General features: G+C 54.1%; 15 protein-coding genes. 11 read left to right on the forward strand and 4 right to left on the reverse strand.

Features of this window, described 5'->3' with window-relative positions; all coding sequences use genetic code 11:
* Positions 1-83 precede the first annotated feature (83 nt).
* From H6815_03120 to H6815_03150, 7 genes are all read left to right on the forward strand, one after another.
* Complete coding sequence (locus H6815_03120) at positions 84-926, forward strand: DNRLRE domain-containing protein (protein ID MCB9859419.1); 843 nt, start codon at positions 84-86, stop codon at positions 924-926.
* Between the two features lie 187 nt (positions 927-1,113).
* Positions 1,114-2,571 carry a hypothetical protein gene (locus H6815_03125; protein MCB9859420.1) on the forward strand — a complete coding sequence of 486 codons (1,458 nt, stop codon included), beginning with the start codon at positions 1,114-1,116 and terminating at the stop codon, positions 2,569-2,571.
* A 187-nt stretch (positions 2,572-2,758) separates the two neighbouring features.
* Positions 2,759-3,649, forward strand: a complete 891-nt coding sequence (locus H6815_03130; protein MCB9859421.1) for a hypothetical protein — start codon at positions 2,759-2,761, stop codon at positions 3,647-3,649.
* Positions 3,650-3,857: 208 nt separating this feature from the next.
* On the forward strand, positions 3,858-5,564 hold the full coding sequence (locus H6815_03135) for a hypothetical protein (GenBank protein ID MCB9859422.1): 1,707 nt from the start codon (positions 3,858-3,860) through the stop codon (positions 5,562-5,564).
* 162 nt (positions 5,565-5,726) lie between these two features.
* The gene (locus H6815_03140) at positions 5,727-7,193 is read left to right on the forward strand and encodes an SBBP repeat-containing protein (protein MCB9859423.1); all 1,467 of its coding nucleotides are present in this window, start codon (positions 5,727-5,729) and stop codon (positions 7,191-7,193) included.
* A gap of 45 nt (positions 7,194-7,238) precedes the next feature.
* Positions 7,239-7,892, forward strand: a complete 654-nt coding sequence (gmk, locus tag H6815_03145; protein MCB9859424.1) for a guanylate kinase — start codon at positions 7,239-7,241, stop codon at positions 7,890-7,892.
* A gap of 39 nt (positions 7,893-7,931) precedes the next feature.
* A complete protein-coding gene (locus H6815_03150) occupies positions 7,932-8,273 on the forward strand; it encodes a hypothetical protein (protein MCB9859425.1) in 342 nt (113 codons plus the stop codon).
* A 3-nt stretch (positions 8,274-8,276) separates the two neighbouring features.
* Here the strand turns inward: H6815_03150 and H6815_03155 are convergent, their stop codons facing one another.
* The 4 genes from H6815_03155 to H6815_03170 all read right to left on the reverse strand — a co-directional run bounded on the left by H6815_03155 (position 8,277) and on the right by H6815_03170 (position 11,631).
* Positions 8,277-9,326 (reverse strand): hypothetical protein, encoded by a 1,050-nt coding sequence (locus tag H6815_03155; GenBank protein ID MCB9859426.1) that lies wholly within the window; start codon positions 9,324-9,326, stop codon positions 8,277-8,279.
* 80 nt (positions 9,327-9,406) lie between these two features.
* Positions 9,407-10,456: a hypothetical protein gene (locus H6815_03160; GenBank protein MCB9859427.1), complete on the reverse strand. Its 1,050-nt coding sequence runs from the start codon at positions 10,454-10,456 to the stop codon at positions 9,407-9,409.
* A 113-nt stretch (positions 10,457-10,569) separates the two neighbouring features.
* Positions 10,570-11,022 (reverse strand): hypothetical protein, encoded by a 453-nt coding sequence (locus H6815_03165; protein ID MCB9859428.1) that lies wholly within the window; start codon positions 11,020-11,022, stop codon positions 10,570-10,572.
* Between the two features lie 186 nt (positions 11,023-11,208).
* Positions 11,209-11,631 (reverse strand): hypothetical protein, encoded by a 423-nt coding sequence (locus tag H6815_03170; protein ID MCB9859429.1) that lies wholly within the window; start codon positions 11,629-11,631, stop codon positions 11,209-11,211.
* A 224-nt stretch (positions 11,632-11,855) separates the two neighbouring features.
* Here H6815_03170 and H6815_03175 point away from each other — a divergent pair, with 224 nt between their 5' ends.
* From H6815_03175 to H6815_03190, 4 genes are all read left to right on the forward strand, one after another.
* Positions 11,856-13,574 (forward strand): hypothetical protein, encoded by a 1,719-nt coding sequence (locus tag H6815_03175; GenBank protein MCB9859430.1) that lies wholly within the window; start codon positions 11,856-11,858, stop codon positions 13,572-13,574.
* 210 nt (positions 13,575-13,784) lie between these two features.
* Positions 13,785-14,363 carry a hypothetical protein gene (locus H6815_03180; protein ID MCB9859431.1) on the forward strand — a complete coding sequence of 193 codons (579 nt, stop codon included), beginning with the start codon at positions 13,785-13,787 and terminating at the stop codon, positions 14,361-14,363.
* A 21-nt stretch (positions 14,364-14,384) separates the two neighbouring features.
* A complete protein-coding gene (locus tag H6815_03185; GenBank protein MCB9859432.1) occupies positions 14,385-14,675 on the forward strand; it encodes a hypothetical protein in 291 nt (96 codons plus the stop codon).
* A gap of 12 nt (positions 14,676-14,687) precedes the next feature.
* Positions 14,688-15,056: a hypothetical protein gene (locus tag H6815_03190; protein ID MCB9859433.1), complete on the forward strand. Its 369-nt coding sequence runs from the start codon at positions 14,688-14,690 to the stop codon at positions 15,054-15,056.

Consider the following 15,056-nt stretch of genomic DNA (forward strand, 5'->3'; position numbering starts at 1 on the left):
TTTGCTCACAACACCAGTGCAGCGATAACCAGTGGGTGGATAAGTTGGGTGCTTTGGGGTAACAGGAAGACGAGGAGAATCACATGCATTTTCGTACGATCGCAGGTCTAGTGCTCATTGCGAGCGCAGGCGCTCTGGCTGACACAGTCACGCTCGTGTCATCCAAGGACAACACAATGTATATCAGTGGAACCACGCTCGCGAGCAACGCAGTTGGTGACTCCATGTTCTGCGGCACAACAGCCAGTGGAATCGGGTTTATTCGCCGCTGCCTCATCGAGTTTGACATCGCTGGGAACATTCCTGCAGGGAGCACAGTGACAAATGTGTCCTTGCAACTCCAGATGACAAAGTCAATCTCTGGATCGCATGATCACACACTCCACAAGGTCATGGCAAGCTGGGGCGAAGGAACAAGCAACGGTGGGAACAGCGGCGGCGGCGCTGTGCCAACACCCGGTGATGCAACCTGGCTGCACAGATTCTTTGATACAGATCTGTGGACAACACCCGGAGGCGACTTTGTTGCAGCGGCGAGCGCTACAACGTCTGTTGGAGGTGTTGGTGCATATTCATGGTCTGATGCAGGTCTGACCGCAGATGTGCAGGACTGGGTTGACAATCCCAGCAACAACTTTGGGTGGGTGCTCATCGGTGATGAGGCTGGTTCTCCGACAGCAAAGCGCTGGGCAACGCGTGAACATGCAACCGTTGCGTGGCGCCCCACGCTTGTGGTCGACTTTGATCCGCCGGCGGTCTGCTATCCCGACTGCGACAACAGTGGCGCGCTCAACATCTTCGACTACATCTGCTTTGGCAATGCGTACGCGGTCCAGGATCCATACGCCGATTGCGACAACAGCGGGACGTTTAATATCTTTGACTACATCTGCTTTGGCAACGCGTACGCGGCCGGATGCCCGTAATTAAGGTATAGGTACAACTTCTTATTGAACTCACAGCCCGCCATCGGCGGGCTTGTTTGTTCTTTGTACGCAGGTGCATTTCTTCACACTTTGCAAAGAAGAGCAAGACGCTGAATGCTGTGTTTCCAGTACAATAGTAGTGCAGCAACATGCCATGTTCCGTGGCCTGCTGTGGAAGGAATATTAGATGCGCCTTGGTATAACCGCTATGACAGCGGCGTGCTTTGCTTGTGCTACACACGCCCAGCAATATCCGACTGTGATCTTTTCAGAGTTCACATTCAGCCCGACATCACTAGTGCCCGGAGGAACCGACCGGTTTATAGGATTTGGTTTGCCGCGCGCGAGCGATAACGGGGCTTACTGGATACTCGACGCCTTTACCGACGCAGCCGCTCCATCCGTCGGTGCGGTCAAACTCGTCGGATCGGGATCAACGGCGAATCTTGTCCTTCGCTCGGGCAATCAAGCACCCTGGGCACCTACGGGCCAGACAATCGGCATCACGGACTCTGAAGACGCAATCAACAGGTACGGGGCCTTTGTGTTCGCCGGATTCCTTGGGGGCACCGCGCCGCTCACGAGCCGTCAGGTTGTGCTGTTCGATGGTGCTGCGTTCAGTGTGCTTGCGCAGGAAGGGAACGCGGTCCCCGGCGTTCCCGGCGAGGTGTACGGCGCCAAGTTCCATTCAATGAACATAGCCAACAGCGGCATCGCGGCGTTCGGTGCGTTCGACACTGTCGGCGCTCGCCCGGACAACATGGATGACTTTCTGATCCGTGACGGCGCAGTCATCGCATCGGTAGGAATCACCGTTCCAGTGAACGCAATCCAACCCTACGGCAACTTTTCAAAAACCGACTTCTTTATATCTGCCGATGGCTCCCAGTGGCTCTTGCATGCGTGGCTCGACGCGCCAACGTCGAGCGATGGCGTGATCGTTGTCAACGGCGCAGTACTCTTACGTGAGGGAAACACCTTTCCCATTCTTGGCGAGACAACACGGAGCATATCGAGAGCTTCGATGTCGGGGAATGGCGACTGGTTCGCGGTTGGTGATACGACGGCAAACAAGGACTGGCTGGTCTACAACAACCAGTTTGTCGCGAGTACCGGAAGCATCGTTCCGGGTGGCCTGCCGGGCGAGACGTTCGGCACCGAGTCCTTTTCTTACGCGTTCTCCCCAGGGCGCAGTGTTGGGCCGGACGATTTCACATATGTCGGAGTCACGAACAACCCCAACCATGATGAGGACGAGGTGTTTGTCCATTCGACAAAAGGCGTGTTCATGCGAGAGAATGATCAGGTCGATCTCAACGGCGATGGTATTCTGAACGAGAACGTGTTTATCCACCACTTCGTAGGAGATTCCTTCCTCGCTGCCAACGGCAAGCTCTACACCACCTGCACGCTGCAGAACGCATCCGGCACGTTTCTCGAACAGGCGTTCATCGTGATCCAAGCAAGAGAGAACATCTGCTACGCCGACTGCGATGGCAACACGGTGCTGAACATTCTCGACTACATCTGCTTCGGTAACGCGTACGCGACCAACGATCCGTACGCCGACTGCGATGGAAACAGTGTGCTGAATATCCTCGACTACATCTGTTTCGGCAACGCGTACGCCGTCGGATGTCCGTAAATATCGCTGCTTCCTGCCATATCTTGACATTGCCGTAACAAAGCGCAAACAACCACTAATAGCTTGTGTCCCGTACCCATTGAGCGTCTTGTGCTCTTGCCGAAACTGTGGTATAACTCGCATGTGCGATGATTCTTGCACTGGCGAGGGCGCACACGATCTTGAAGTCTCATTGAAGGAGGAGAGAATGCGCTCACGTCTGGCACTGATCTCGTGCATTGCGATGTCGCTCTCGGCAGCGTGCGCCGACGATCTGATTTACTTCGAAGAAAATGGTGGCGGCGGTTTGCCGCGCGGGCTCTACACGCTGGATCCAAACACCGGCACAGCTGTGCTGCGCGCGACGGTTGGCGGAACAGAACGATTCTTTTCCATGGCGCAGCAGCCGGGCACCGGAACGGTGTTTGCGGTTTCGGTCCCAGGGAACACCGGATTGTGGACCATTGATGTTGATACGGGTGCGACAACCTTTGTCGGCTCAACCGGCATTGAAACTCTTGGTGACATCACGTTCCACCCCACGACTGGACAGATGCTGGCAATCGAACGTAACGGGCCGTACCGGATCTACGAGATCAATCCAGCAACAGCATCTGCGACACTTCTCTCAACAAGCAATGCGAATGCCCGATGCGGATTGCAGTTTGATGCGGTCGGAACACTCTTCGGCTTTGGCATCAATGGCGGAATCTCACAGGTCGATGCGACGACCGGCAATACAACGTTTATCGGTGGCCCGACAAATCTGCTCGTCCTCGAAGATGCCACGTTTGACTCAAGCGGTACCATGTTTGTGACAGACTTTGATGGTGATGTATTCCGCGCTGATCCAGCCACCGGCCAACTAACGCTTGTCCACAATACTGGAATGGGCACGGGTCTCTGCGGTATTGTTGCAGTATCTGATGGCTGCTATGCTGACTGCGATGGATCGGGCACATTGAACGTCTTCGACTACATCTGCTTCGGCAACGCGTACAGCACGAACGATCCATACGCCGACTGCGATGGCAACGGTGTTCTCAACGTCTTTGACTATATCTGCTTCGGCAACGCATACGCCGTCGGATGTCCGTAACTTTGCCATTTGCGCGACTTTATGATTTCGGACAACTAAGTCCTCAACGGCACATCGCCTCATGGTGATGTGCCGCTCTGCTATTTTGCGGCATTTTCACAGATTTTGCGTCCCAATCCCCCATTCCTGTATTAACCTCATACTGGAACTGGAGATATTTCCAAACGGGTTTCTTCGGCCTGGTTCACGGGTCGGGAAAGGAAGTAGTATGAACCTGCGCAACATTCTGGTCGCATCGTCCTTTGCACTCTCCGCATCTACCTTTGGACAAGTGACCACCGTCACACTCACTGGCGGTCCAAACTGGCACGACCCAAACAACTGGACACCACCTGTCGTGCCGGTCAACAACGGCACGGATGAGTACTACGTCGTCATCCCAAGCGGCATGTCCGCGGTGATCGATCTTTCGCTCTCACCAATGAGCACAACAACAATCTCCGGGATGCAGATCGACGGATCGCTGACAGTCTCGACATCGGGCACACTTCCGCAATGGCAAGACCACTTCATTCTGAAGTCCATCGATGATGTCACCGGCACTGGGTCTATCTGTGTCGGCTGCGGCGGGGCAACACACAATGTCGAGCTCAATGTCGTCAACATTGATGTTGGCACAGTGGCGGCCAGTATCAACATCTATTCATCTGTCGCAACAGTTGTCAGCACGGGCAATGCCGACATAGATCTGTTGACACTCTCTGGCAACTGGACGATTCCCTTCGCGGGAACGAATGCCTACTTTGGATCGTTCAACGGGCACGCAGTACTCAACGGTGGATCACTCACCGCGGATACGTTCAACGGCACCATGAACATTCCGCCAGCGCTTTTCAATCAGGCCACAGTGGATATCGCATCAGGACCAATCTCGGGCGTAAACTCATCGAGTGTTGGCAAAGGCTCGCAGATACAAATCAATGCAACTACTGTTTCTGACTCAGCATTTACTGTTAACAACACTGGTTCTTGGTGGGCCTCTATCACGCTGAATGCTGATCTGCTTGAAAACATAAATGTCGATGTGCTCAGTTGGGAATCATATTTCACATCTACAGCAACCAACGCGGTGAACATGTCGCTGACCGCTTTTCCAGGAACAGTAGTGTCGCTTCTAAACCTGATGTCGATGCATGCGAATCAACCCACCCCATGGCAGATTGTTGGCACATCATCGCTCAGTGCTGCGCCGCTGCACGTCACGGATGAGCTTGTTCTCAGCGGCGAAGTCAACTTGTCTCTCGAAAACATCTCTCTTGCAACACGGTCGGTCCTTCTTGGTACCCAGGGAAGTGTTTCCACAGACGCTGCCACATCGCTCTCATTCGGCAGCGCGTTCTCCTATGCGATGACAAACGAATCATCCATGAGCATGGCGGGCGAGCTCGTGTTTGTCCCGTTCCAGATTGGTGCCGACGGCATGCTGGAGATTGGCGGCGAGGACATCGGAGTGCCAACCGGCCCGGTGACCAACAACTTCGAGCTTACAGCCTTGCGGGTGGAAGGCAGCAATGAGAGCGAGCTGCGCCTCGTTGATATGCTCGACAACGGAAACCGAGCCAGCACCGGCGCTGAAGCTCTCTATCTCTCAAGCCTGTCGATACTGAACGGCGCAACACTCCAGCTTGGTCAGTATGAAGCATACCTCGATCAAGGCACACAGTGGATCAGTCTGCGGGACCTCGTTCCTTCCGGCCAATCATGTGTGGCGTTTGATGCGGGCTTTATCTGCATCGAGAGTGTCACGTGCTATGCAGATTGCGATGGCGATGGCGATCTCGACATCTTCGATTACATCTGCTATGGAAACGCCTACGCGGCAAACGATCCATACGCCGACTGCGATGGCAACGGTGTTCTCAACGTCTTTGACTATATCTGCTTCGGTAACGCATACGCAGCAGGATGCCCGTAACATCGCACCCCCCGATCTTTGGGCCCGCCTGTTTGCGGGCTTTTTCTTTTCCTGCCAAACAATGGAACCAGCTTCGATCTCGTCCACTACATACCCACCAGATGCACAGGGGCATGTCGTTGAGGTACAGCACTGTGTCGAGTCTGTTTCAGGGAGTAAGCAATGAATCGAAACAAGCACGTATCGCGTCACTACTCAACCATGCAAGTTACCACGACACTCGTGGCAGGTCTTGCGTGCACGGGCTCTCTCGCTGCCGACCCCCATTTATACGGTGTTTCGTCAGGTGCACAACTCGGTTCAACAGAATGGGACACATGTGTTGACATTGCACTTGATTCTTCGGGCAACAGCTACATGACCGGCCGAACGGCTGGAATCATCGGCGGAACGAGTTACGGAGAACTTGACGGTTACCTCATCAAGGTTGATTCCGTCGGTGGTATTGCATGGGTAGTTCAAGCGGGGACAAGCTCGGTCGATGGCTTTTACGGTGTCGTGACAGACAGTACGGGGGACATCTACATCACTGGCGACACCGCAGGCGATCTGTTCGGCTCGCACGCGGGGCTGAACGATCTGATTGTTGCTCGATATCACTCCGATGGATCGCTCGTCTGGGGAAAGCAACTGGGCAACGCAAACGGCGAGATCGGCGTTGATATCGGTCTTGATAATGCTGGAAATATCTATGTTGCTGGTGTTACCAACGGTGACTTTGCAGGCACGAGCTACGGGGAAAGCGATGTGTTCCTGCTGAAACTGGACTCAGCCGGCAACACGCTATGGACAAAGGTCTTCGGGACAAGCGAAGACGATTTCTACCCGCACATATTCATTGGCACCGGCGGCAAGATCGCGCTCGCTGGCCTGACCACAGGCGATGTTGGCGGACCACACAGTGGAGGCAATACGGTGGATGTTTTCCTGTTGCAGCTTGATGCGGTTGGCAACCCAGTATGGTCAACACAGCTTCCAGGATTCTCTGCCGCAGGAACGCTCGCAATAACTGGTGACAACAAGGACAATGTCTACATCACCAGCACAGCAAATGGAAGTGTGGCTGGCCCATCAATCGGCTCCAACGACGCGTACATCTTCAAGTTCGATCAGTCGGGCTCTGTCGCTTGGTCGACCCAGTTTGGAACATCACGACCGGACTCTGGTCACGGCATTTCTGTTGATCAGGCTGGGAATGTGTACACAACCGGCACAACTCTCGGTATGTTCGGCTGGCCAACACAACGCCAGCCAAGCGTGTTTGTGACAAAGCACGATGCTGCTGGCAATCTACTCTGGGTGCAACAGCCAAGCCTTGACGGCGTTATCACGGGTGGCATTGCAGTTGCCGTTAACGCTGCTGGCCAGGCACACGTCATAGGCACAGCAAATGAGAGCTTCGCGGGACCCTACATTGGGCAGACGGATACGTTCATGCTGAAGCTGAATGCTGAAGCACCATGCTATACCGATTGCGATGAGAATGGCGCAGTGAATATCTTCGATTACATCTGCTTCGGCAATGCGTACTCATCTGAGCTCCGTTACGCAGACTGCAACAGAGATATCTTCTTTACTGTCTTCGACTTTCTCTGCTTCGGGGACGGATACGCTGCAGGATGCCCGTAACCGACGAATCGCTGCAGCGTGTGATCCGCCCTATGCTGTGTCAGTATGGGCACACACGCGCACGACATCCCAGATACCAGTGCCACCCGATCCGACAACCCGCCGGGCAGGGGGCTTTTACTTGTCATCTCCGGTCCCTCTGGAGTTGGAAAAACCACGATTGCGCACGCGGTTGAACGATCGATCCCCGCCGCAAGATTCTCCGTCTCTTACACCACACGACCTCGCACAAATGCAGATCGTGAGGGTGTTGACTACCACTTCGTCTCGATCGAACGGTTCAAGGAGATGCAGCAGGCTGGCGATCTGCTTGAGAGCGCACAAGTCTTTGGCAACTGGTACGGCACAGGAAAGGCATGGGTGCTGGAGGAGATGGCTGCTGGGGCTGTCGTCATTCTTGAAATCGACGTCGAGGGCGGCAAGCAGATCCGCAAACACATCCCGGAGATGTACGGCGTGTTTATTATGCCGCCCACCGAGGAGGAACTGCTTCGCAGACTGCGCGCGCGCGATCGCGAGGACGAATCGACGATCCAGAAACGGTTTGCTGAAGCAAAGCGAGAAATGGCTGAAGCAATCTCGTGCAACTCGTACGACGCGTTCATTGTGAACCGCGAACTGAACATTGCAATCCGCGATGTTGTCGGACTTGTCCAAGGCAGGCTTAACCTTGCTGCTGTATCTGAAAAGAATACGTAACACTGTTACGCTTTCGCACCTCACGCATCGAACTATCGAATGGCACCCATTTCACGACATGACGACGATATCCCACTCGACGATCAGCCGAGCAGAGCAATCGCGCGGCGCGCGCGTGCAGCAAAGAAGCAGAGTGTGGTTGGCGATGTCGACGACGGGTACGACCTTGATCCGGAGGGTCCAACACAGGACGATATCGAACGGTTCAACTCTCCGACTGTTCGTTGCAAGAACTGCAACCGCGAGACGTTCGATGATATCGGAGCCTGCCCGCACTGCGGCGAGCTTGTAGATACTGTGTCAGAGAAACGATTACCAGCATGGGCGCTGGTGACGGTGGCAGCGGTGTTGATCGGAGTTGTTCTTGTCTTTGTGTTGTAAGACTCAGGGCAATTCAACAACAACTGGCCCACCAAAGTCACGGCCTTTCAGTCCAGCACGCGTCCAACGGATTCGATCGATAAGGAACATAGACGGAGCACCGCCGGGTAGCTGTGGTTCCCACGTACTTGGAGTGTGTGTGGCTTGTGTGCTCACAGCGGTGTATGTTGGCATGTTGGGACTCATGCTCAGATTCGCATCAGCGATGGATCGAACGCTCGCGCTGCCATCGCCAAAGAGCACAGGTATCTTTGCTTCGGGTAGCCAGAAATAGGCGCCGTTGCGATCAAAATGTCTCGAATGCTTGTCATAGACAACAGCTTTGTTTGATGGATAACGCATTTCGCTTCTGAGATGGGGTCCAAGATCAGCCATGCCAGGAATAGAGTACTGACTGGTGCTTGTGGTCTGATATACTCGCAGGTGCGCAACTGCCCCTCGATCCCACATCGCTGGGTTGAACTCATAGCTCGCGCTGTATGGCCATCGCTTTGCTGTTGAACCGCTATAAACCGGCTGATACGGCAGCCAGAAGTTTACTTCGAACTTGTTCTGCGGATCTTTCGTCCAGTTGATTCGGTGCCTGTCTGCGGCAGACACAAAGTCAGTGCCTAGGAGCGGACGATCGGCATACTGCGCAAGCACAAGATGCCCGTAGCTTGGATGAGGGATCCAGCTAATGATCTGTGTGATGTCAGATCTACCTCCCGCTGTACGAATAATCTCGATCGCCTGATTTGCGGCTGCCTGCAAGTCGTCCTGCGCAAACATGAGTGTGGGCAGTGAGGCGGAATACGTCTCGCCCCCCTGCCACGAGAATATTGGAAAATGATTCTCAAAATCTGCTGCGTACGAATCTGTCCATCCCGCAATGTTGTGGAACTTGCCAAGATCCGTCGCAAGACGGGCTTCTTTTCGCATATTCAGCAGTGCTGGAATGAGAAGCACGAGCACTGTGGCACATGTCGCGAGCACGACAGCGAGTTCTATGAGAGCAAAGCCAACCCGTGATGTGCGTTCCCGTTGAGAAAACATCAATTCTTGGTCGATCATGCGATCCTCCTCGCTCAACACTGGACTCCCAATGCTGCTGCGCAAGGTGTACCGCATCAGACTCAATCAGGTTGCATCTGTTATGGAGTTTCGACAACCTCGGGACCACCAAAGTCACGGCCTTTCAGTCCTGCACGTGTCCAGCGGATGTGGTCGGAAAGAGCCCAGGATGGAGAACCGTTCGGTGTTGGCGGGTCGTATGTTCGCGGCGTGTACACAGATGACGTGTGGCTGATTGTTGACAAAGGGAAATTAGGGTTCATGCTCATGTTCGAATTCGCGATTACCCGAACACTCACGTGCCCGTCCGCAAAGAGGATCGGTAGTCGAGCCTCATCAAACCAGAAGAAGTGCCCGCTACGGTCGAAGTGCCACGCATTCTGATCATACACAACTGCCTTCTGCGATGGATACCGAGCTTCGGTACGAGCGTGAGGCCGAAGATCTGCTCCCGACGCAACCGAGTATGAGGTCACGGAAGAAGAAGAGTTCGAAGCGCGTGAACCAACATCGCTGTTGTCCCAGATTGCAGGATTATACTCAAAGCTCGTGCTGTAAGGCCAGCGTCGAGAACTGTTCCCGCTATATGCAGGCTGGTATGGGATCCAAAAGTTATTTTCAAACTTGTTCTCTGGATCCTTTGTCCAGTTCATCCGATGCACATCGCCTGTTGACACGAAGTCTGTGCTCGGCAGTGGAAGACCTGCATACTGCACCAGCACAAGGTGCGCGTATCGTGCTTGCGCGAGCCAGCCGGTTACTCGCTGAAAATCTGGCCTATCTCCTACTGTTCGGATGATCTCAGCGGCTTGGTTTGCACCTGCTTGCAGATCATCAGATGCAAGCATGAGCTGGGGTAGCGAAGCTGCATACGTGACACCACCCTGCCACCAGATCGTCGCAAAGTCGTCATTGGAATCGGCTGCATACGAAAGCATCCAGCCGTTGATCGCGTGCAGCTTCCCCATGTCGCCTGCAAGCCGCGCGTTCCGACGCATATTGAGCAGTGCCGGGATCAGCACAGCAACAACCACCAACAAAACGACAAGTGTGGCTACAAGCTCGCCAATCACAAACCCCGAGGAAGTATTCGTGGCTCGATGACAACAACATCTTTGTGAAGCTCGCATACCGATCTCCAGTTCTAGCGTCGAGACATGGTATACGAAGATGCACAGAGCCGCAATATAGATCTCATCCAATAATAACCGGCATCCTGCAATGACATCACATGAGAATCAGACTATGGCGCTTCAACAATAACTGGCCCACCGAAGTCGCGTCCTTTCAGTCCACCCCGTGTGAATCGAATCCGGTCGGTCACGTGCTCGCCCAAAGAGCCATCGGTTGTCGGTGTTTGCCAGGCTGATGGAAAATACATTGCCTCTGTTTGTAGAGAGAGATTCAGGGGATCGTTTGGATGCATGCTCATGTTCGCATCTCCGATTGATCGGATCGATACACTCCCATCTGCAAACAACACTGGCAGCTTCGCCTGCGGGTACCAGAAGAAGTATCCTTTACGATCAAGGTGGTGCGCGTGGCGCGGGTACCAGTACGCTTTCTGCGACGGATATCGCACCTGTGATTGAAGATTCTGCCCAAAGCTGCCATTCAGTGGCGCAGCCCACACTCCAATGGTGCCAGCCTGAGACCAGCGGAATGTCGTCCCGCTGTCCCACATCGCGGCGTTCATTTCAAAGCTGCTGGAGTATGGGTATCGTTTTAACGAGTCACCTGTCCCGTTCGGCTGGTACGGAAACCAGAAGTTCGTCTCGAACTTGTTGACCGGATCCTGCGTCCAGTGAACTCGATGGACATCTGCATTCGATACAAAGTCGAGTGACGGAACGTCATAGCCAGCATAATCAGCAAGTATGAGTTACTGGTGTCTGTACGGGATCCAGCCAAAGGTCTGAGGGAACGCATCGCGGCCAGTCAATGCTCGAATCAAATGTGTTGCCTGATTCGTTGTTGCAACCAGATTGGAGTTCGCAAACTGCAGATCAGGATATGGTGTCGGAAACGGCGTGCCACCCGAGTTCTCCTGCCACGAGAACGTTGGGAAGTGGTCTGTAAAGTCGAATCCGTACGTGTTTGTCAGCGATGATATCTGGTGGAACTTGCCAATATCACTCACCAAGCGTGCTTCACGGCGGGCTCCCATCATGAGTGGAAGCAGCAGCCCCAGCATGATGGCTGCAACAACACATACCGCACAAAGCTCGACGAGAACAAATCCTTGATGAGCCAGCGCATAAACCCCAGAGTTCATTTTCGCATTTCGAACTTTTCTCTTCCTCATTAATGCAACCTCTCCATAGTCCACGGAGAACAACCAATGCAGTAATATGTGCAGTTGGTTTCTGCATGGACACCATTCGGACGCGGGATTCGAGGTCTGGTTTCTTCGAAGAATAAGAGTTTATTGATGAAACATTTTTCGTCCCGAGTGTCACTCAATACACATCAAGCTCGATAAAATATGAACTCTGGTTGCACTCGTCGCTCACACTGGAAAGGGCTCGTATGAAGACTCACTATGCTTTACACTGTCGTCGCAGGCTTGCATCCATCGCTGTCTTCTGCTGCGCTGGCACGCCGTGGAGCGTCTCTGCCCAGGTTTCAATCAATGTCATCGCGCTCACTGGCGAGTCCACCCCCATCACGGATACAACCTACGAAGTCTTCGATTTCCCACGTATCAACGATGCTGGAAAGATCTCGTTTACCGCACTGCTTACAGGGCCGAGCGTTACGGAAGTAAACGATCATGCATTGTTCGAGGTGTCAAACGCCGCAATATCTCCATTCCAGCAGACTGGAAGCACGCTACCCACCATCACGCCAGCTCTCGTTGACAGCGTTGGGTTTCCGTCACTCACAAATGCGGGCAGGTTTGCATTGCTGGCGGGTCTCTATGATGACACCGCTGGTGAGCGCATTGGCCAAGCGCTTCTGAGCGAAACACCTTCGGGGCTGTCGCTCATCGCGCGCGAGGATACAACCATCCTTCCTGGATACGCAGAACCAATACTCGCGCTGCCCGTGCCGAACATGAACCGTGCTGGGCATATCGCATTCCGAGCAAGTGTCGAGGATCCCGCGATTCAGCCTGTGCCATCAGGATCAGGTATTTGGACGAACCGCACCGGTTCGCTGCAACTCATCGCAAAGCACGGCGATGTTGCACTCGGCGTGCCTGCGGGCTATGTCATTGATCATGTCGACATTCCAGCACAGAATCACCTCAGCCAGATCGTGTTCCGTGCATCAGTGAATGACCCGAATACTGCACCGGATGACTACCGCCATGCAATCTATCGCGATATGGGTAGCGGGCTTGAACTTGTCACATGGGCTGCTCCAAGTGGCCCCAATATCGATCGAGTCTCTACTGAGCCACAGATCGACAGGAACGGCAACGTCCTCTTCTGGCATCATGACCGTGCAGCAGATCCAATGACAGATACAGCAATACGCAAGTTCACTGGTCCGGGCAACATTACCGACATCGTTCGTGAGGGAGACCCAGCGCCGGGCACATCCGGTGTATTCGCAGATATTCGACCTGCATTCTCAATGAACAACTTTGGCGATGTTGTCTTTGTTGGCAATATTGTCGAGACACCAGCACATCCCGAAACAGACTCAGGCGTATGGAAGTATTCAAACGGTGCGCTGGAACTCATTCTCCGTGAGAATGACCCTGTGCCAGCGCTTGGTCCTGATGTCTTCATCAACTCAATTGGAAATGCCGTTGTCAACCACACGGGTCGTGTTGCTGTCGTAACAACACTTCGCGGCGCAGGTGTCGAGCGTGCAAACGCCACCGCGCTCCTCGCACAGGACGTCGCTGGCACATTTCACCCCGTTGTGCGCACGGGCGACTCGATCGACGTGTCAGGCTCGGGCGATCTGCGCACTGTGCGCTCATTCGAGTTTGATCACCTATCTACCACAACCGGACACGGACAGTTCTCTGCGCTTGGTTCCATCGCGATGATCCTTCACTTTGAAACACTCAATGCGCAGCAGGAACTCGAATACGCCGATGCGATGATCGTGACCGATGTTGGATGCCCAGCCGACTTCACTGGCGACGGCTTACTCAACATCTTCGATTACATCGCGTTCGGGAATGCGTACGCCGCAGGCAGCCCCAGCGCGGACCTCACCGCAGACAACACACTGAACATCTTTGATTACATCGCATTCGGCACGCTGTTCGCCCAAGGGTGCCCGTAACAACCGGCAACAGTCGTTATGATGGCTTCGTTTCACAAGAACTATATCGCGACAATCGTCCTATAACTTATTGCGAGCGGCATGCAATAGTTCTTCCCGCAGCCGCTCTCTGGCGTCCACTGATCATCCTCATCGACAGGCATACTCGCAGATGCGCATCGCACTCGATATGATGCACTTCACGCAGGTCTATATGCAGTGGAGGCACACATGATTCGCACACGTTCGGCTCAGCGCATTCTTTCTCGTACACGGTTCAGCCTCGGCTTTCTCGCTGTGGGCAGCGCTGCAGCGATGATGATGTGCTCCGGTTGCGTGCATTATGTGAACTGGCCTCCCGTAGAAGGTCAAACCTCGTTCGCTAACCCGAACATCAACGGCGTTGACGACATCATCACCGTATCAATGGGCTGGGTTGTCTCACGGTTCCCACCCGCGGGGTACGACGGCGAGGTCGCTCTGAACCTGCCCGAGCAGATGTCGCCCACAATGCAGGAACATGTGGCGATGCAGGCATCTGATCGCACGGTCGTGCTTACACCTGAGCACTCACATCTGCCGATCTACCACTTCAAGAGTGTGCGCACCAATGGCACACGCGCCGAGGTAGAGGTGCTCCGCCCCGTGCTTGAAGCAGGCCCCGCATCAACCGGTGAGCCGCTGTATCAGGGATACACGCTGTACCTTCGCGGATCGTTCCACGACTGGCGCGTCGATCGCTGGCGCGAATGGTCCGTCGGCACACTCACAACGCCGCCACTGGCGTTTGTCGAGATGCCTGAGGGGTAAAGTCCGCTGGGATCTTGCATCATGTCACGCGTAAATAATCGTTTGCAACGAAGAGTGTTTTCTATTCGCCCCGTTGTCAATAGATACGATCCGATAGGACTCTCTCGCGGCAATCTAAACTCTGACGAGTGCGACCCGGAAATCACAAGCATCGTGCGCATTCTTGAGCAAGCAACAGATGTAAAAGAGGTTGCACTCAAAGCGAAGATCGTCTTCGAGTCATCTTTCCAGATGCATGGCGCACTCGATTCGGTCGACTGGAATGGACTGGCTGAAGAGTTGTGGAAAGTGTCACGCTCTCAGCAGTGGTAGCAGAACAATCAAGTGAGCTCTGAGCTACAACAACTTCTTCAAGCACTTGCGCTCGTCCGCGACGGACGGAGTTGGAAGATCGGCGATATTGGTATGAGCAACTCGGCAGATTCGGACACACTCTCACTGGGAATGGAATCGCATGTTCTTGACTTGCACCGCATCACTCGACAGAGCGCGTTACGTGAGCTTCACGAGTTGAAGCAGATCTACGAACGCATGCTGGAGCTTTGCCCCAATCTTCTTGAGATTGCTGGAAAGCACAGAGTCGCATTGTGGTTGTATTTCGGTGTTGGCCATCACTACCACATGCCTGTCTGCTCAGAGATCGACGGGCATATAACGTGGGAAGCAGATCATCTGAAGACCGCGCGTTCTTAG

This window comes from Phycisphaeraceae bacterium (assembly GCA_020639155.1).
In the GTDB taxonomy this organism is placed as follows: Bacteria; Planctomycetota; Phycisphaerae; order Phycisphaerales; family UBA1924; genus JACKHF01.

Excerpts from the sequence above, each read along its gene's own strand:
- H6815_03180 (MCB9859431.1), top strand. The coding sequence starts at position 13,785 with ATGATTCGCACACGTTCGGCTCAGCGCATTCTTTCTCGTACACGGTTC.
- H6815_03125 (MCB9859420.1), top strand. The coding sequence starts at position 1,114 with ATGCGCCTTGGTATAACCGCTATGACAGCGGCGTGCTTTGCTTGTGCT.
- H6815_03185 (MCB9859432.1), top strand. The coding sequence starts at position 14,385 with ATGTCACGCGTAAATAATCGTTTGCAACGAAGAGTGTTTTCTATTCGC.
- H6815_03155 (MCB9859426.1), bottom strand. The coding sequence starts at position 9,326 with ATGATCGACCAAGAATTGATGTTTTCTCAACGGGAACGCACATCACGG.
- H6815_03130 (MCB9859421.1), top strand. The coding sequence starts at position 2,759 with ATGCGCTCACGTCTGGCACTGATCTCGTGCATTGCGATGTCGCTCTCG.
- H6815_03140 (MCB9859423.1), top strand. The coding sequence starts at position 5,727 with ATGAATCGAAACAAGCACGTATCGCGTCACTACTCAACCATGCAAGTT.
- H6815_03170 (MCB9859429.1), bottom strand. The coding sequence starts at position 11,631 with ATGAGGAAGAGAAAAGTTCGAAATGCGAAAATGAACTCTGGGGTTTAT.
- H6815_03150 (MCB9859425.1), top strand. The coding sequence starts at position 7,932 with ATGGCACCCATTTCACGACATGACGACGATATCCCACTCGACGATCAG.
- H6815_03160 (MCB9859427.1), bottom strand. The coding sequence starts at position 10,456 with ATGCGAGCTTCACAAAGATGTTGTTGTCATCGAGCCACGAATACTTCC.
- H6815_03120 (MCB9859419.1), top strand. The coding sequence starts at position 84 with ATGCATTTTCGTACGATCGCAGGTCTAGTGCTCATTGCGAGCGCAGGC.
- H6815_03175 (MCB9859430.1), top strand. The coding sequence starts at position 11,856 with ATGAAGACTCACTATGCTTTACACTGTCGTCGCAGGCTTGCATCCATC.
- H6815_03165 (MCB9859428.1), bottom strand. The coding sequence starts at position 11,022 with ATGAACGCCGCGATGTGGGACAGCGGGACGACATTCCGCTGGTCTCAG.
- gmk (MCB9859424.1), top strand. The coding sequence starts at position 7,239 with ATGGGCACACACGCGCACGACATCCCAGATACCAGTGCCACCCGATCC.
- H6815_03135 (MCB9859422.1), top strand. The coding sequence starts at position 3,858 with ATGAACCTGCGCAACATTCTGGTCGCATCGTCCTTTGCACTCTCCGCA.